Source organism: Luteibacter sp. P4_D7_3 (genome assembly GCF_056401735.1).
This window is the reverse complement of record NZ_JBFUIT010000002.1, coordinates 37,909-54,723: the sequence shown is the minus strand read 5'-3', so window position 1 is coordinate 54,723 and position 16,815 is coordinate 37,909. Positions and strand designations below refer to the sequence as shown.

The window sequence follows — 16,815 nt, the reverse complement described above, 5'->3', positions numbered from 1 at the left end:
GCCGCGGGATCGCCGATGAATAGGCTCCWACCAAGCAGAGCCCCACGTTGATTTTGTAGGAGCCGATTCATCGGCGATGCTCTACTCCCCACCCCACCGCCAGTCGTCCTTGAGCCTCTCCGCACAAAACTCGACGAAGCGCCGCACCTTCGGCGCCAGATGCTGCGCATTCGCATAGACCGCCTGCAGCGGCGCGGCAGGAATGGTGCAGTCCGGAAGCACGCGCACCAGGCGCCCGTTGCCGAGGTCGTCGCCCACGTCCCAGATGGACTTCTGCACGATGCCGCCACCTGCCAGCGCGAGGGTGTGAGCGGCCTCGCCGTCGTTGGTGATGAAGGCCGGATTGACGCGCACCGAGACCGATTCGCCGGCGTGCTGGAAATGCCATTCGCGCGTCGGTTGCTCGCCGAACACGATGCAGTCGTGACCGGCCAGGGCCACCAGTTCGGCCGGCATGCCACGCCGGGCAAGATAGGATGGCGCCGCGCACAACACGCGGAAGTTCGGTGCCAGCGAGCGGGCGATCATCGAGGAGTCGGCCAGATTGCCGAAGCGGATCGCGAGGTCCACACCTTCGTCGACGATATCGACCAGCGCATCGGTAAGGGTGAGATGCACGTTGAGCTCGGGATGCGCCAGGCGGAACGCGACGGTGAGCGGGGCAATACGACGGCGCCCGAAGGCACGCGGGGCGGTCACTCGCAACACGCCCGCCACGGCGTCACGGCTGCGCGATACCGCTGCCTCGGCTTCCTGCACTTCGGCCAGGATGCGCACGCAACGGGCGTGAAACGCCTCGCCCTCTTCGGTCAACGACTGACGGCGCGTGGTGCGCTGTAACAGGCGAACGCCCAGCCGGGTCTCCAGCGCGCTGAGGCGCTTGCTGACGACCGCCAGGGAGAGATCCAGCTCACGCGCGGCGCCGGAGAGGCTGCCGGCGGAAACGATCCGGGCGAACACGGTCAGCTCAAGCAGGTTGTCGATCATTCTTCGGTCCCGGGCAAGAGTCTTTCAGCCTCACAAGCCTTTGTCGGCTCCTGGGCAAGGATCATAGTGATCCCACCTTCTTCCCGCTTGTAGAGGCTCACCATGTTCTCTTTCACGAATCAGGACGTCCTTGTGGTCGGCGGTAGCTCCGGTATCGGCCTGGCCACCGCGAAAGCCTTCGCCACCGCCGGAGCGCGCGTCACGATCGCTTCGCGTTCCAGCGACAAGCTCGACGCTGCGCTGAAGGAACTCGGCGGCGACGCGCGGTCCGAGGTGCTCGACACCGGTGACGCGCAAGCCGTCGAGGCCTTCCTGTCCGGGCACACATGGAACCATGTGGTCGTCTCGGCCGCGAAAACGCCCAGCGGCCCCATTCGCCAGCTCTCGCTGGAAGACGCGCACAAGGCCATGGAGAGCAAGTTCTGGGGCGCCTATCGCGTCGCCCGCGCCGCGCGTATCAGGGAGGGTGGCTCACTGACGATCGTCTCGGGATTTCTCTCGGTGCGCCCGAGCGCCACGTCCGTGCTGCAGGGCGCGATCAATGCCGCGCTGGAAAGCCTGGTGCGCGGCATGGCCCTGGAGTTCTCGCCGGTCCGCGTCAACGCCGTGTCGCCCGGCATGATCCGCACGCCCCTGTGGAGTGGCATGGATGAGGACAAGCGCGAGGCGATGTTCGCCGCCGTGGCCGAGAAGCTCCCGGCGAAGCGTGCTGGCGAGCCCGAGGACATTGCCAACGCGATCCTCTATGCCGCGGCGACGCCATTCACGACCGGCTCCACGATCGTCGTCGATGGTGGAGGCTCGATCGCCTGAGGCTCGGTTGCCTCAGTCCACCGGCACCAGCGCGATGAAGTTACGCAGGCTGTAGTAGCGATCGTGCTGCGGCCACTCCACCGACGCGACGGCCTTGTGCCCGGCGGCCCAGGGCTCGTTGTCGAGCAACACTTCGACCTGGGTCTTGCCGTCGCCGACATTGCCGTAGAACACGCGGATCCAGTGCACGTCGTTGGTTAGCGGCGCCGTGGAAATCGCGGCTTCGAGGGCGGAGAGGCCGTCCTCGGGAATCTCCATCGGGGCGTCCTTCTCACCTCGCAGCGTGAAATCACCGATGTAGGCGGTGAAACGATGCACGCCGGCGGTGAGTTCGTGCACGGCAAGCTTTTCCTTGTTCACCGCGTGCCAGCACGCGGCCAACACCACGTGGAAATCGTTGCGCGCAAAGCTGTCCAGCGYGTCGCGACAGCCGGCCTTGCCGGTGCCGATGCCGCCGAAGCTCTCCTCAATGGTGCGCTCCTCGTCGAGCACGATATCCAGGTCGAGGCGACCCATCCCGCCGTCCTTGCCTTCGTGCCAGATGCCGCGCAAGGCGGGGTAGTCATCGCCTTCGGTGAGCAGCCAATCTTCGTCGGGCTCGAGTTCCACGCCATGCTCGGCGAAAAGGTCGATGAGGGTGTTCTGGATGAGACGGTCCATGGGTCGTCCATTATGAAAAAGAGGAGATTACGCGTTGTCGGCGAGCTTGCCGAGCGCTACGGCGGCCGACGGATTGCGTTCCTTGGCCGCCGAGATGAAATAGACGAAGACATCCCGGGGCGCGCCGTTGGCCAGAGCGTCGCCGACGTGGGGCAGGTCGAGGGGATCGCCGCCGGAAGCCCAGGTGGTGGCGTGCTTCGCCCAGGCCTTCAGCTCCTTCGCCGGATAGCCGGTTTTTTCGGGAGCCCGGCTGCGCATCAGCCGCGCATAGACGAAGGGCCCGGTGAGATCCGCGAAGGAGGGATGTTCCGCCGAGTCGGTGAACACGGTGGCTACGCCGCGCGCCCGTGCCAGTTCGAGCCAGCGCTCATCCATGAAACTCTCGTTGCGCACTTCCACGGCGTGCCGCAGGGCGATGCCGCCGGCCTTCTCGGGCAACAGGTCGAGAAAGGCCGCCATGTCGTCCGGGTCGAAGGAGCGGGTGGCCAGGAACTGCCACAGGATCGGTCCGAGACGGTCGCCGAGCGCGCTGGCGCCCTCGACGAAGCGGTCGATACGTTCGCCCGCGGTCGCCAGTTGCTTCGTCTGCACGATATGGCGCGGTGCCTTGACCGAGAAGACGAAGCCTTCCGGTGTGTCCGCCGCCCATTTGCGGTACGTCGCCGCGTCGGGCGCACGGTAATAGGTGCCGTTGATCTCGATGGCCGTGACCTGCCGGCTGGCGTATTCCAGCTCACGCTTCTGCACCAGGTCGTCCGGATAGAACACGCCACGCCAGGGCGCGAACACCCAGCCACCCATGCCGGTGCGGATGTGTCCGGGAGTAAGGGTTTTCTTGCTGTCGCGCCGGGTCSCCATCATCGGTCGATGCTCGCAAGGTCGGAGTGGAGGCGGTGTCGTTATACTGCGCCCATGCCGTCCATCCGTATCATGACCGTCGACGACCATCCCCTGCTACGCGAGGGCATCGCCGCCGTCATTGAAGGTCAGGACGAACTGGAACTGGTTGCGGAGGCGAGCACGGGCGAGGAGGCGATCGACCATTATCGCCGGCATCGCCCGGACCTCACCCTGATGGACCTGCAGATGCCGGGCATCGGCGGTATTGCCGCGATCGAAGCGATTCGCAGCGAATTCCCGGATGCACGCATCCTGGTCCTGACCACCTACCGCGGCGACGTACAGGCACTACGTGCCTTCCGCGCAGGCGCCCAGGGTTATCTGCTCAAGAGCGAACTGCGTAAGGAAATGCTCAGCACCATTCGACAAATCATGGACGGCAAGCGCCGCATACCCGAGGAGATAGCGCACGAAATGGCAGGCCACGCAAACGACGACGAACTGACCCCCCGCGAAACCGAAGTACTCACCCATGTCGCCATGGGCGAAGCCAACCGTAACGTCGCGTTGGCGCTGGGTATCGCCGAGGAGACGGTCAAGGCTCACATGAAAAGCATCCTGTCCAAGTTGGCCGCGAACGACCGCACRCACGCGGTGGCCATCGCGTTGCGCCGGGGCATCATCGAACTCTGAAGTTATGGCGTGTGGGCGTGCGCGTGCCGTTTGCGGTACTCGGCGGGCGTGACGCCGACACGGCGCATGAAGGCGCGCCGCAGACCGTTGGGGTCGGCATAGCCGCAGCGCGACGCGACGCGCTTGGGTGTTTCGTGGCCTTCTTCGAGCAGGCGCCGTGCGGCTTCCACGCGCATCGTCTCGACGAACTCCGCTGGCGTCATGCCGACCTCGTGGCGGAATATCCGTGCGAAGTGGCGCGGACTCATGCCAACACGTTGGGCCATGGCGGTTACGGAGTGTTCTTCGGCGGGATGCGTGGCCACGTAACGCTGCAATTCCTGCAACGCACCGCGGCCGGCGGGTGCCGCCTCGCCGTGGCGACTGAACTGCAGTTGCCCGCCCGGGCGTCGGTAGAACACCACCAGCTCGGCGGCCACGGCCATCGCGATGTCGCGATCGAGGTCTTCCTCGACCAGGGCGATGGCCAGGTCCATGCCGGCGGTGACGCCTGCCGCCGTGCATACCGGGCCATCGCGGACGACGAAGGCATCCGCCTCCACGTGTAAGGACGGATGCCGCTCGGCGAGCAGGCCGGCCACCTTCCAGTGAGTGGTGACGCGCCGGCCGTCCAGCAGGCCCGTCTGGGCGAAGAGCAGGGCGCCGCTGCAAATCGAGCCATACCGGCGGGACACGGCCGCGTGCCGGCGCAGCCAGTCGAGCAGGCTGTAATCGGTGGCGGCACGGGACAGGTCGGGCGACCCCGCAACGAGCAGGGTATCGATACGGTCGAGGTTCTCGAGCGTGCTTCGATCCGGCAGGAAGCGCATGCCGGACGACGCCGTGACCGCCAGCGGGGCCGTGCCGACGGTGAGCACCCGATACACCTCGCGCCGTGCCTGCCGGTTGGCCTCGGCGAACACGTCGGCGGGCCCGGAAACGTCGAGCATCTGCACCCCGGGTGGGGCGACGATGACGATCGTGAGGGGAGGCGGCGACTGCATGGGGCACAACATGGCAGAAATTGCTATCTCGCGTCAAATGAAGACGGGAGGGTCAGGGCGTCAAATAGCTCTACCCACCGCATGAGGCCTAACGCCATGTCCACCACCATTGCCGGTATCGCCCTTCCCGACAGCGCCCTCGCCCGCGAGATCACCGATCTGGTCCGTGATACGGAGAGCGATCTGCTGTACCACCACTCGCGCCGCGTCTTCCTGTTCGGCGCCCTCACCGGCAAGGCCAAGGGCCTTGTCTTCGATCCCGAGCTGCTCTACGCCGGCGCCATGTTCCATGACATGGGCCTGGTGCCTGCCTACTCCAGCAAGACCGAGCGCTTCGAAGTCGACGGCGCCAACGTAGCGCGTGATTTCCTGCGCTCGAAGGGCATCGACGAGGCGCAGATCGACATCGTGTGGGCTTCTATCGCGCTGCACACCACGCCCGGCGTGCCGCAGCACATGAAGCCTGAAATCGCGTTGTTGACCGCCGGTGTCGAAATGGACGTGCTCGGCCTTGGCTTCGAGAACGTGGCCACCAGCGACCGCGAGACCGTGGCGCATGTCCACCCACGGGGCGGTGCCTTCAAGGAGGGCATCATCGACGCCTTCTACAATGGCGTGCGAAACAAGCCGGAAACCACCTTCGGCAACGTGAAAGCGGACGTCATGGCTTATAAGCAGCCCGGCTTCCAGCGCACCGACTTCACGCAGTGCATTCTGCACAATCATTGGCCGTCGTAAGAAATCAGTAATTGATCTGATAATCATTCGCACCTACGATGACGGCCTTTCGCTTCCCGCAAGGCCGTCGTCATGCCGCACGCGCGCCGTTTCCGTTCCACACTGAAAACGATGCACCTGTGGCTCGGCCTCAGCCTCGGCCTCGTGCTGGCGCTGGTCACCCTCTCCGGCAGCATCCTGCTGTGGGAGGACCCGTTATTCGCCGCCGGGCATCCTCAGCTCACCTCGCGACCCCTGCCGGACCTGGCGACGCAAGGGCGCTCGCTGGCAACCCTGCTGGCCTCGCCGGACGGCAAGGGCTTGCGCGGCCTTTCCCTCCCGGACGACGAACTGCCGGTATGGGAAGCGCAGTCGCGTGCCGGCGGCCGCAGCTATTTCGATGCGACCACGGGCGAGTTGCTATTGCGCCGCGAGAAGACCGGCGACGTCATGCTGCTGCTGATGGACTGGCATACGCATCTGCTGAGCGGCGAAGTGGGCGAGACCATCCTGGGCGTCGTCGCCTGCACCGGTCTCTTCATGCTGTTCTCCGGCGTGTGGCTTTACTGGCCCGGCCGTCGACGCGCGCTGAGGCACCTCAAGCCACATACCCACCCGCCGGTGCTGCGCTGGGCGAGTTTTCACCGCTTCGTCGGCGTGGCCGCCCTGCCCTTGCTCATCGTCATGATCGGCACCGGCACGACGATGGCGTATCGCGGTGCGGTACGTAACGGCCTCGCGTCGGCCTTCAGCGAAGCGCCGCCGGCGAAGCCACCGAAGCTGCCGCCCGCGCACGGCAACATCGACTGGCCGGCCGTGCTGGCCGCGGCACAGGCCGCCGCGCCGGACGCCGAGATCACGCGGCTGATGCTTCCGCAGAAGGACAGCGGCACGCTTGTCCTGCGCGTTCGCCGGCCCGGCGAATGGAACAAGGACGGCCGTAGTTCGTTGTGGATGGATCCGGTGGCCGCGCGCGTCATCGGTGGCGATGACGCGACGCGACTCGGTCCGGGCCTGCGTCTGGCCAACGCCCTGTTCCCGATCCATTCGGCGGCGGTGGGCGGCCTGCTCTGGCGCATCGTGGCCTGCCTGACCGGCACGCTGCCCCTGTTCCTGCTCATCACCGGCTTCCTCTTCTGGCGTGCCCGCCGGCGACGCTCTGCCGCCGGCGCCGATTCATCGGCGAACGCTCGCTAGCCACACCGTCGCCCTCAACCCGACACCTCAACGCCCTACCCGCCCGCCTATCCTGCTTCCCGCCTTCCAACGGGAAACACCGTCATGCGCCGTACCCTGCTCGCCCTCGCCTGCTGCCTCGCCCTGCCCGCCGTCGCACACGATGCCGCACCCGTGACGATCGGCGCCAATCCGACGTGGACACAGCCCGTGGCACCGCACGTGATCTACGGGAACACGTACTACGTCGGCACCAAGGGACTGTCGTCGGTCCTGATCACGTCGCCCCAGGGTCATGTGCTGATCGACGGGACCTTACCGGGCAACGCCGGACTCATCGAAGCGAACATCCGCAAGCTCGGTTTTCGCGTCGAAGACATCAAGATGATCCTGAATACGCATGCACACGTCGACCATGCGGGAGGCATTGCCCAACTGGCGAAGGACAGCAAAGCGTCCGTGAGGGCAACCGCGAAGGGCGCCGAGGCCATGCGTCTGGGTGGCCACTATCCCGAGGATCCGCAATACGACCCTGGCGAAAAGCCGTATCCGAAAGTCRATGCGATCGGCGACATCGTCGACGGTACGGTGGTGCACGTGGGACAGCTGACCCTTACGGCGCACATCACCCCGGGCCATACCCCTGGCGGCACGGCATGGACGTGGCAGTCATGCGAAGGCACGTCGTGCAAGAACATCGCCTTCGCCGACAGCCTCTACGCCTTCGCGGCCCATGGCTATCGCTTCAGCGACCACCCGGCGTATGTCGCCGACTACCGCAAGACGTTCGATCGCGTCGCCGCGCTGCCCTGCGATGTACTGATCACGCCACACCCCGAACAGGGCGAAGGCGAAACCTGCAAGACCTACGCGGATGCCGGCCGTAAACGACTCGACGACGTCCTCACCAAGGAAACCTCAACCCCGTAGGAGCCGATTCATCGGCGATCCCACGGCAGCGGGCCCGAACTAGCGGCTGAGCATCGCCGTGATTCGCGCATCCTTCTCCGCCCAGAGCTGGTTCACCCAGTTCTGGAAGCGTTCGCGGTACACCGCGTCGTTCTCGTAGTCGCCGCGCATCGACGGATCGATGGACAGCCGTCGCACATGGATGCGGATGTCGCGGATACGGCCGGCGATCAGATCCATCATCGTGCCCGGCCCCGCCGGGTAGACAATGGTGACATCGAGCATCTGGCGGATCGCGTCACCCATGGCGTCGACCACGAAGGCGACGCCGCCGGCCTTGGGTCGTAGCAGGTGCGTATAGGGCGACTTCTGCGCATCGTGCTTGGCCTTGGTGAAGCGGGTGCCCTCGGTGAAGTTCATGACCGAGACCGGCACATGGCTGAACTTCTCGCAGGCGCGGCGCGTTGCCTCGCGGTCCTTGCCGCGCAGCTCCGGCCTGGCGTCCAGTTCCTGCTTCGAATGACGCTTCATGAAGGGGAAGTCCAGCGCCCACCAGGCTGGGCCCAGCAGCGGCACCCAGATCAGCTGACTCTTCAGGAAGAAGCGCATGAAGGGAATGCGCCGGTTGAAGATTTTTTGCAGCGCGGGGATATCCACCCAGCTCTGGTGGTTGCACACCACAAGATAATTCTCACGTGTGCTCAACCCCTCCAGGCCCTCCACCTGCCACTGTGTGCGCGTGAAGGCACCGAACAGCCAGGCATTGACGCTCAGCCAGCTCTCGGCGATATGCACCAGGACGGGGGCAAAGGCATCGCGCATCGAGCGCAGCGGGATGACCAGACGGACCGCCGTCAGCAGCAGGAGCGGCCCGACATGCAGCACGGTGCTGACGAACAGCAGCACGCAGGCGAGGGGGATGCGCAGGAATCGGGGGAGCGAAACGAACATAGGGTCGTCACGGAAGAATGAACCGGCAGTTTACTTGGATCGTCCCTTCAGCGTGCCGCGAGCACCTCGTCGACCGCTGCCAGGTCCTGCGTGATCTCGTCGATGCCCTCCCAGGGATCCTTTTTCAGGCGCGCGAGCCGTTTCGGCACCGTCGCCAGGTCGAAGGCACTGCCGGATTTGAGTCTTCCCAGTTCGTCCCAGCGCAGCGGCACGGCCACCGGGGCACCTGGCCGCGACCGTAGCGAATAGGACGCCACCGCCGTCGCGCCCCGGCCGTTACGCAGGTAGTCCAGGTAGATCCGGCCGCGCCGGAAGCGCTTGCTCGCCGTGGCGACGAACTCCAGCGGATGCAGCTGAGCCAGCGCTTCGGCAAAGCCGCGGGCGAAGCCCTTCACCGTTGCCCAATCCGCCCCCGGATTCAGTGGCACGACCACATGCAGTCCCTTGCCGCCGGTGGTCCGCACGAACGAGACCAGTCCGAGTTCCTCGAGAAAACCACGGACCATGCGCGCCGCTGCGATGACGCGACGCCACTCGACATCCTCGCCCGGGTCGAGGTCGAAGACGACGCGATCGGCGATGTCCGGCGATCCGATGTGCGAGCCCCAGGGATGGAACTCCACCGCGCCGAACTGGACCAGTTCGATCACGCCGGCCTCGTCCTTGGGATACAGGTACACCGCCTGTGCGCCGGTCTCCTCCTTCAGCTTCGCCGTGCCGACGTGTTCGAGGCCGGCCATCACGTGCTTCTGAAAGAAACACGGCGAGCCGATACCTCCGGGACAGCGAATCGTCGAGGTGGGCCGGTCGGCGATCGCCGGCAGGAGCCATGGCATCACGGCACGGTAGTAATCGACGACCTGCTGTTTGGTGATGCCGTCGTCGGGGAACACGACGCGATCGGGATGCGTAATGACCATCGAGACGGAGCTGTCGACGGCGGGACGTTTTGCCACTCGTTTCGTCGTCGGCCTGCGGTCGGAATCGCGCAGGTCGGCGGGCGCCTTGTCCACGCGCAGTGCCTTGAGGCTGGGCTGGCGTAGCAGGGATTTGTTGCCGATGCCGCGGTAATAGACCTCCGCGACTGCCGTCGGCGGTACCCAGAGCGCGCCACGCAGCGTCGGGTCGATGGCGTCGATACGCACGGTGGGCTTTGTCGATCCACCCTTGGCGAGCGTCTTGCCAAGCTCGCGCAACATCTCATCGGTAAAGCCCGTACCGACGCGTCCGACATACGTCCAGCCCCCGTCGGCGTCGGGCCGGGCCAGGAGCAGCGAGCCGAAGGTCAGCCGCGAACCCTTTGCCGGCGTGTAGCCGACGACGGCGAACTCGTCACTTTCCAACCGTTTGATCTTCAGCCAGTCGTCGTTGCGTCCGCTGCGATAGCCACCATCGGCGCGCTTGGAGATGATCCCTTCGAGCTTCTGCTCCATCGCCATGGCGAACGCCCGGTCGCCGTCGCCGAGGTTGTGTGCGCTGTAGGACAGCAGCTGGGGTGCATGCGAAAGCAACCTTTCGAGCAAGGCCTTGCGTTCGGTGAGCACGACCTTGCTGAGATCGTAGCCCTGCAGGTAGGGCATATCGAAAAGCATATATGCCAGCGGCGCCTGCATTTCGCCGGACAGTGTGCGTTGCAGTGCGTTGAAATCGCTGCGGCCTTGCGCATCGAGCGCGATGAGTTCGCCGTCGAGGCGCGCGCTCTCCAGCCCGAGTCCTTCGATGGCGGCAACGATTTCCGGCAGCCGATCGTTCCAGGACAGGGCGTTGCGTGACCACAGCGCCACCTTGCCTCCGGCTACGCCGGCGAGGATGCGATAGCCGTCCCATTTCACCTCGTGAAGCCAGGCGTCGCCTTGCGGAGGTGCCTCGCGCAGACGCGCGAGCTGGGGTGCGAAGAACGCGGTCGTCGCTTTCGCCTTGCGCGCGCCGTCGAGCGCGCCTGCGGCCCGGGTCAGGGTGGCCGTCGGTACACGACGGCTCTTCGGGGCCTTCTTCGCAACGACCTTGGCCGGGGCCTTCTTCGTCGCACGACGTGTGCTCTCGCGCATCGTCGTGTCGAGCAGATCATCGGCTTCGACATCGCTCACGTAAGCGTCGTTCGCCTTGATCAGGAACCATGAGGGCTGGCGCTCCTTCTTTCCGCTGCGCACCAGGTGCCAGCTCCCTTTCAGCCGTTCGCCGAACAGTTCGAAGGTGAGATGACCTTTACGCAGCTGCGCCTCGGCGTCGCCGCTGGTGGACCACACGCCGCGGTCGAACGTGTCGACATGGCCCTTGCCGTAGCCCTCGTCGATATCGCCCTCGAAATCGGCGTAGGACACGGGATGGTCTTCGACTTCCACCGCGAGCCTTTTTACCTTCGGGTCGAAGCTCGGTCCCTTGGGCACGGCCCAGCTTCGCAAGACATCGCCGACCTGCAGCCGGAAGTCGAAATGCCGACGCGACGCATGGTGAAGCTGGACAACGAAGATCGCCCGCCCTTTTCCGCGCGAGGAGCCCTCGGGCGAGGGCTCGCGTGTTTTGGCGAAGTTCCGCTTGCGGCGATATTCCTGCAGGCTCATGGCGCGATCATTGGCGGGATACGGTGAATAAGCCGTGCATCTCTCGTGGTGCGCTGACGGCGCCTTTTCAGAATCCTCCGATGGGCACCGCGTGGCGCCGCCAGCAGACTCGACGCAGCCCCCCTCGAAGCCACCGTCATGCCCAGCCGCTACGTCGTCCGCCTCGCCTGCCTGCTTATCCTGTCGTTTGCCGCGCCGGCCCATGCAGGGTGTCTTGGCTACCCTTCCCAGGGTGTCGCACAGATGCTCTCCTTTGGCACGGTTCGTGTGCCTGTCGACGCGCCCGTCGGCACGGTGCTTGCGGAAAAGCTCACGCCGGCATGGACCTCGTCCAAATTCAAATGCCTCTACCCGACGCGCACCTCGAGTCTCGGCCTCTTCACTACGCCCAGCGCGCGCGGCGACGGTATTTACCAGACCAACCTGCCCGGCATCGGCATCCGCACCTATTTCGACAACGGCAACCACGGTGAACGGATCGTCCCGGAGCGTGCGTCCATCCCTTTCATCTTCGACGCGACCCTCGCCAACACGCACTACCGCGTGCAGCTCATCAAGACGGACGCGGTCGATGTCGGCGGCCTGCTGACCCCGGGAACGCTGGCGCGCGGCGGCTATGACGATCACGCCCAGGTCTGGGTGGACCTCGCCAACACGCAGATCGAACCCGAACGGCCCACGTGTGCCTTCGTCACACTCCGACTGACCTTCGCCCTGAACAAGGTCGACGGTCGCGATCTGCTCGTGGCGGGTAGTAGCCCCTGGGTAACGCAGGCGCTGATCTCGACAGGTTGCAGGAACGCCACCCAGATACTCATGAGCTTCAGCGCTCTTGCGGACGACCAGGACAGCTCGCTCTTCAAAGTCACGGGTGCCCATCCCGCCACGGGTGTCGCGGTGGAGTTGCGTAGCGACGAACCCGACGCACAGGTCATACCCAATAGCCCGTCACCGCTTGTCCTGCCAGCGGTGCGCGAAGGACGCAGCTACGGCTTTCGCGCCCGCTATCGCCGCGTCGGCCAGACGGTGGCGCCCGGCGAGGCCAATGCCTCCATCGTGGTCAACGTGAGCTACCGATAGGCCGCACGGAGCCTCCTCCAGAGTTGTCGCCTACCGACGATGGTCGCTACGCTCGGCTTCTTCTCAGCGTTGCGGGCCCGGAAAACGATATGCGCGACCACGGCGAACCGACGATCCATCTACCGCGCCGCCGATTCGTTCAGGGACTGGCGGTTGCCGGCGTCGGGCTCGGATTCGGCGTCGTCCGTCCGGCGTCCGCGACAGAGCCGATGCAGCATGCCGGCGAGCTGGCCGGCCCCGACATGACGCTCCACATTCGTCAGGCCGCCGTCGACTTTACCGGTCGCGCCCGCACCGCCGTCACGGTGAACGGTGGCGTGCCTGGTCCGACCCTGCGCTGGCGAGAGGGCGAGTCCATCACCTTGCGCGTGCGCAACCAGCTCGACACCGTCTCGTCGATTCACTGGCACGGTCTGGTGGTTCCGTTCGACCAGGACGGCGTGCCGGGCCTGAGCTTCGACGGCATACCGGCGCGGAGCGAGTTCACCTATCGGTTTCCGGTCAGGCAATCAGGCACGTACTGGTATCACGCGCATAGTCGTTTCCAGGAGCAGAGTGGTCTTTATGGCGCGATCGTCATCGCGCCGAAGGACGGTGAGCGACAGGCTGCGGATCGTGAGCACGTCATCCTCATCAGCGACTGGACCGACGAAGACCCCGAGCGCGTCTACGCCCGGCTTCGCTCGCGAAGCGACTTCTACAACTATGGCCAGCCCACCGTTGCCGATTTCCTGCGCGACGCGCGTGCGAAGGGCTTCGGCGACGCTATCGCGATGCGTCGCATGTGGAATCGCATGCGGATGAATCCCAGCGACCTCGCTGACGTCTCGGGCGCGACGTACACCTATCTGGTCAATGGCACCGCGCCGGCGGGCAACTGGACCGGCCTGTTCAAGCCCGGCGAACGGGTGCGCCTGCGCTTGATCAACGGCTCGTCCAATTCGATCTTCGACCTGCGCATCCCCGGACTGCGCCTGAGCGTCGTGGCCGCCGATGGCCAGGACGTGGAGCCGGTAGGGGTGGACGAGCTGCGTCTGGYGGCGGCGGAAACCTACGATGTCATCGTCGAGCCGCGCGAAGACAAGGCGTACACGATTTTCGCCCAGTCGATCGACCGCTCCGGTTTCGCGCTCGCCACGCTTGCGCCGCGCGAAGGCATGCGGGCCGATGTGCCGGCACTCGATCCACGGCCGCGTCTGGCCATGCGCGACATGATGGGCTCGATGGGTGAGGACAGCGATGCCGGCGGCACGATGGTGATGGCCAATCACGCAAGCACCGAATACGGTCCGGGCACGGACATGCACGTCGACATGCCGCGAACCAACCTCGACGATCCGGGTGTGGGGCTTCGCGAGCGCAGCCACCGCGTACTCACCTATGCCGACCTTCACACCGTCGGCGGTGCGCTCGACACGCGCGAGCCCGGACGAACGATCGAGCTTCACCTCACCGGCAACATGGAGCGCTTCGCGTGGTCGTTCGACGGGGTGAAGTATTCCGCGGCGACGCCCGTGCATTTTCGTCGCGGCGAGCGCCTGCGCGTGCGTCTGGTCAACGACACCATGATGAACCATCCGATCCACCTGCACGGCATGTGGAGCGAGGTCGAATCGCCCGATGGCGATTTCCAGGTGCGCAAGCACACGGTCAACGTGCAGCCCGCCCAGCAGGTGACTTATGCGGTGAACGCCGACAATCCGGGGCGGTGGGCCTTCCATTGCCACATGCTGTATCACATGGAAGCGGGCATGTTCCGCGAAGTGGTGGTGTCGTGAAGCGCTTCGTCTTTGCCCTGTCAACGATGGGTGCGATGGCATCGGTGATGGCGCAGGATGCGCAAGGCATGCAGGAGATGCCCGGCATGCAGCACGACATGGCACCCATGTCCGGTATGACGATGGGACCGATGCAGGGTGGCAAGGCGCCCGCCGACGCGCGCAGCCCCGACTGGTCCGACGGTGTGCCGTCCAGCAGCATGCACGGCATGGCCATGAACGACATGGACGACACCGCCCCCGTTGGCATGCTGTTGCTCGATCGCCTGGAGTCGTTCGCGGGGCAGGGAGGTCACGGCCAGTCCTGGGAAGCCGAGGGCTGGTACGGCAACGACAGTGACAAGCTCTGGTTTCGTAGCGAGGGTGATCGCGAAGGGCGCCGCTTGCGCGACGGCGATGCCGAGTTGTTCTGGAGCCACGCGGTGGCGACGTTCTGGGACACCCAGTTGGGCGTGCGGCGCGATGTCGGCGAAGGTCCGAAACGAAACTGGGCCGCGTTCGGCGTACAGGGTCTCGCACCGTACTGGTTCGAGTTGGAAGCGACAGCGTATGCGGGGGAGGGCGGTCGTACCGCCGCACGCGTGCGCGCGGAATACGAGCTGCTGTTTACCCAGCGCCTGATTCTCCAGCCCGAGCTTGAAGTGAACGCGTACGGCAAGGACGATGAGCAGCGGCAGCTTCGCTCGGGCGTGTCGAGCGTTGAAGGCGGTTTACGCCTCCGCTACGAAATCCGCCGCACTATCGCGCCTTACGTTGGCGTGTCCTGGGAACATCTCACCAGCGGCACCGCCGACCTGGCGCGCAACGACGGTCGTCGTATCACCGACCGTCGCTGGGTGGCAGGCATCCGTTTCTGGCTCTGAGCCCTTACCAGGGCAGGGTCTGGCCCTGGTAGTTGACGTAATGCGCGCCGGCCTTGCCGCGGTGTGCCTCGATCACGTCGACCACGCGCGGAATGCTTTCCTCGATCGACAACGCCGCATCGGCGCCGCCCATGTCCGTACGCACCCAACCGGGCGCGATGGCAAGCACCGCCCGCGGGTCGCCCTTGCGGACATTGGCGAAGCTCCGCAGCATCTGGTTCAGGGCCGACTTGCTGGCGCGATACACCGTCCAGGCGCCGTCCACGTTGTTCTCGATGCTGCCCAGCCCGGACGACATCACGCCGAGCGTGCCCGAACGAGGCACCAGGGATTCGAACGCCTCGAGCACGCGCATTGGACCGAGCACGTTCGTCGCCATCACATGGGCGAACTCCTCGTCGGAAATGTTGGCGCCGTTCGCGTCGCGCGCCTGGGTCATCACGCCGGCATTGACGAAAACCAGGTCGAAGGCCGTCCCGTCCAGCGTGCGGCGCAGCGCATCGATGTCGCTGCCACGCGCAATATCGGCGTGCTCGACGCGAAGGCGGCCATCCGACGCGGTAACGAGGTCGGCTAGCGCGGCCGGGGTGTCGCCACGAACGGTCGCGACGACATGCCAGTCCCGGCGCAGGTATTCCTCGACCAGGGCGAGCCCCAGGCCGCGGCTCGCGCCGAGGATAAGAGCGATACGTGCGTGTGAGGCGTTCATGGGGAGACTCCGGGGAAGGGATGATGGACAGCTTAGACGCCGCGATCTATTGACGGAATATGCGCCGAGGCAGATCTTTCGTGACTCACGATCACGAGTCGTCCCCTTATGTCCTCCGATGGCCGCCTGCTCGGCAACCTCAGCGTTCTCGTCTCCGTCGTCGAGACGGGCAACTTCGCGCGTGCGGCCGACGCCCTCGGGCTTTCCCCCTCGGGGGTGAGTCGCGCGATCAGTCGGCTGGAAGAGCGGCTGGGCGTGCGCGTGCTTCACCGGACCACCCGTTCGGTGACCCTGACCGATGAAGGCGAGCGTCTGTATGCGCAGGTGGGACCGTTGCTGTCGGGCATCGAGGACGCGGCCCTCGCCGCCGCCGGCGACTCGCAAGCCGTGCGTGGCCGGCTCCGGGTCAGTCTGGACGCGATGTTCGCTCGACAGGTCATCGCGCCGCAGCTCGCCGCCTTCCTGGCCCGCCATCCGGCCCTGGAGCTGGAGATCGTCACCCGCGACGAGCTTGGCGACCTCGTCGCCGAGGGTATCGACGTGGCCGTCCGTTTTGGCGTCCCGCCCTCTTCGTCGCTGATCGGCCGCAAGCTGCTCGAAACCCGGGTGCTCACGGTCGCGGCACCGGCCTACCTGGCCGTGCATGGCCGGCCGGCGGCACCGAAGGATCTCGTGAACCACCGCTGCATCCAGTTCCGCGACCCGGTCACGCGGCGTCCCTTCGAATGGGAGTTCCATCGGAAGGGCAAGGTCGTGCCCGTCGAAACGACCGGGCCCCTACTGGTCACCGACTCGGGAATCATGTTCGCCGTGTGCATTGCCGGCGCGGGTATCGCGCAGGTGCTCGCGGTGAGCGTGCAGGACGCCCTGGCCGATGGTCGCTTGGTGGAACTCTTTCCGGACTGGGCAGAGGAGCGTTTTCCCCTGTACGCCTTCTACCCCTCGCGGAAAAACTCGCCGCCCAAGGTGCGGGCCTTCGTCGACTTCTGCGTCGAGCTCGCGTCCCCGCACTGAGCCACATCGGTCACTGGCTACCCATTACATCCGGGTAAATACATGAAGAACGCGACCTTCTTCACAACTTAAATGTGATGC

General features: G+C 65.6%; 16 protein-coding genes. 9 read left to right on the top strand and 7 right to left on the bottom strand.

Features of this window, described 5'->3' with window-relative positions; translation table 11 throughout:
* Window positions 1-81: 81 nt before the first annotated feature.
* Window positions 82-987 (bottom strand): LysR family transcriptional regulator, encoded by a 906-nt coding sequence (locus AC1DSN_RS00600; protein ID WP_477294866.1) that lies wholly within the window; start codon window positions 985-987, stop codon window positions 82-84.
* 102 nt (window positions 988-1,089) lie between these two features.
* Between AC1DSN_RS00600 and AC1DSN_RS00595 the strand changes: the two genes are divergently transcribed.
* On the top strand, window positions 1,090-1,800 hold the full coding sequence (locus tag AC1DSN_RS00595) for an SDR family oxidoreductase (protein ID WP_477294868.1): 711 nt from the start codon (window positions 1,090-1,092) through the stop codon (window positions 1,798-1,800).
* Window positions 1,801-1,812: 12 nt separating this feature from the next.
* On the opposite strand, the gene AC1DSN_RS00590 is transcribed toward AC1DSN_RS00595, so the two are convergent.
* Together AC1DSN_RS00590 and AC1DSN_RS00585 are read right to left on the bottom strand one after the other, a co-directional pair.
* Complete coding sequence (locus AC1DSN_RS00590; RefSeq protein ID WP_477329228.1) at window positions 1,813-2,460, bottom strand: DUF6348 family protein; 648 nt, start codon at window positions 2,458-2,460, stop codon at window positions 1,813-1,815.
* A gap of 27 nt (window positions 2,461-2,487) precedes the next feature.
* Entirely contained in the window at window positions 2,488-3,321 is an 834-nt protein-coding gene (locus AC1DSN_RS00585) for a DUF72 domain-containing protein (protein ID WP_477329226.1), read from the bottom strand.
* A 51-nt stretch (window positions 3,322-3,372) separates the two neighbouring features.
* Here AC1DSN_RS00585 and AC1DSN_RS00580 point away from each other — a divergent pair, with 51 nt between their 5' ends.
* A complete protein-coding gene (locus tag AC1DSN_RS00580) occupies window positions 3,373-3,993 on the top strand; it encodes a response regulator (RefSeq protein WP_063572950.1) in 621 nt (206 codons plus the stop codon).
* Window positions 3,994-3,995: 2 nt separating this feature from the next.
* On the opposite strand, the gene AC1DSN_RS00575 is transcribed toward AC1DSN_RS00580, so the two are convergent.
* Window positions 3,996-4,976 (bottom strand): GlxA family transcriptional regulator, encoded by a 981-nt coding sequence (locus AC1DSN_RS00575; protein ID WP_477294873.1) that lies wholly within the window; start codon window positions 4,974-4,976, stop codon window positions 3,996-3,998.
* A 96-nt stretch (window positions 4,977-5,072) separates the two neighbouring features.
* Here AC1DSN_RS00575 and AC1DSN_RS00570 point away from each other — a divergent pair, with 96 nt between their 5' ends.
* The 3 genes from AC1DSN_RS00570 to bla all read left to right on the top strand — a co-directional run bounded on the left by AC1DSN_RS00570 (window position 5,073) and on the right by bla (window position 7,799).
* Window positions 5,073-5,714, top strand: coding sequence for an HD domain-containing protein (locus tag AC1DSN_RS00570; protein ID WP_477294875.1), 642 nt, complete (start codon window positions 5,073-5,075; stop codon window positions 5,712-5,714).
* Between the two features lie 72 nt (window positions 5,715-5,786).
* Entirely contained in the window at window positions 5,787-6,890 is a 1,104-nt protein-coding gene (locus tag AC1DSN_RS00565) for a PepSY-associated TM helix domain-containing protein (protein ID WP_477294877.1), read from the top strand.
* 84 nt (window positions 6,891-6,974) lie between these two features.
* A complete protein-coding gene (bla, locus tag AC1DSN_RS00560) occupies window positions 6,975-7,799 on the top strand; it encodes a subclass B3 metallo-beta-lactamase (protein ID WP_477329224.1) in 825 nt (274 codons plus the stop codon).
* 39 nt (window positions 7,800-7,838) lie between these two features.
* Here the strand turns inward: bla and AC1DSN_RS00555 are convergent, their stop codons facing one another.
* Both AC1DSN_RS00555 and ligD read right to left on the bottom strand, forming a co-directional pair.
* Complete coding sequence (locus AC1DSN_RS00555) at window positions 7,839-8,729, bottom strand: acyltransferase (RefSeq protein WP_063571575.1); 891 nt, start codon at window positions 8,727-8,729, stop codon at window positions 7,839-7,841.
* A gap of 47 nt (window positions 8,730-8,776) precedes the next feature.
* Complete coding sequence (gene ligD, locus AC1DSN_RS00550) at window positions 8,777-11,290, bottom strand: DNA ligase D (protein WP_477329222.1); 2,514 nt, start codon at window positions 11,288-11,290, stop codon at window positions 8,777-8,779.
* A gap of 138 nt (window positions 11,291-11,428) precedes the next feature.
* On the opposite strand from ligD, the gene AC1DSN_RS00545 reads away from it, so the two are divergent.
* The 3 genes from AC1DSN_RS00545 to AC1DSN_RS00535 all read left to right on the top strand — a co-directional run bounded on the left by AC1DSN_RS00545 (window position 11,429) and on the right by AC1DSN_RS00535 (window position 15,011).
* Window positions 11,429-12,370 (top strand): fimbrial protein, encoded by a 942-nt coding sequence (locus AC1DSN_RS00545; protein ID WP_477293373.1) that lies wholly within the window; start codon window positions 11,429-11,431, stop codon window positions 12,368-12,370.
* A gap of 89 nt (window positions 12,371-12,459) precedes the next feature.
* Complete coding sequence (locus AC1DSN_RS00540; RefSeq protein WP_477329220.1) at window positions 12,460-14,148, top strand: copper resistance system multicopper oxidase; 1,689 nt, start codon at window positions 12,460-12,462, stop codon at window positions 14,146-14,148.
* Complete coding sequence (locus AC1DSN_RS00535; RefSeq protein WP_477293369.1) at window positions 14,145-15,011, top strand: copper resistance protein B; 867 nt, start codon at window positions 14,145-14,147, stop codon at window positions 15,009-15,011. The genes AC1DSN_RS00540 and AC1DSN_RS00535 overlap by 4 nt, the downstream gene beginning before the upstream one ends.
* A gap of 4 nt (window positions 15,012-15,015) precedes the next feature.
* Here the strand turns inward: AC1DSN_RS00535 and AC1DSN_RS00530 are convergent, their stop codons facing one another.
* Window positions 15,016-15,720, bottom strand: a complete 705-nt coding sequence (locus AC1DSN_RS00530) for an SDR family NAD(P)-dependent oxidoreductase (RefSeq protein ID WP_477293367.1) — start codon at window positions 15,718-15,720, stop codon at window positions 15,016-15,018.
* A 108-nt stretch (window positions 15,721-15,828) separates the two neighbouring features.
* Between AC1DSN_RS00530 and AC1DSN_RS00525 the strand changes: the two genes are divergently transcribed.
* Window positions 15,829-16,734 (top strand): LysR family transcriptional regulator, encoded by a 906-nt coding sequence (locus tag AC1DSN_RS00525; protein WP_063571570.1) that lies wholly within the window; start codon window positions 15,829-15,831, stop codon window positions 16,732-16,734.
* The last annotated feature ends 81 nt before the right edge of the window (window positions 16,735-16,815 follow it).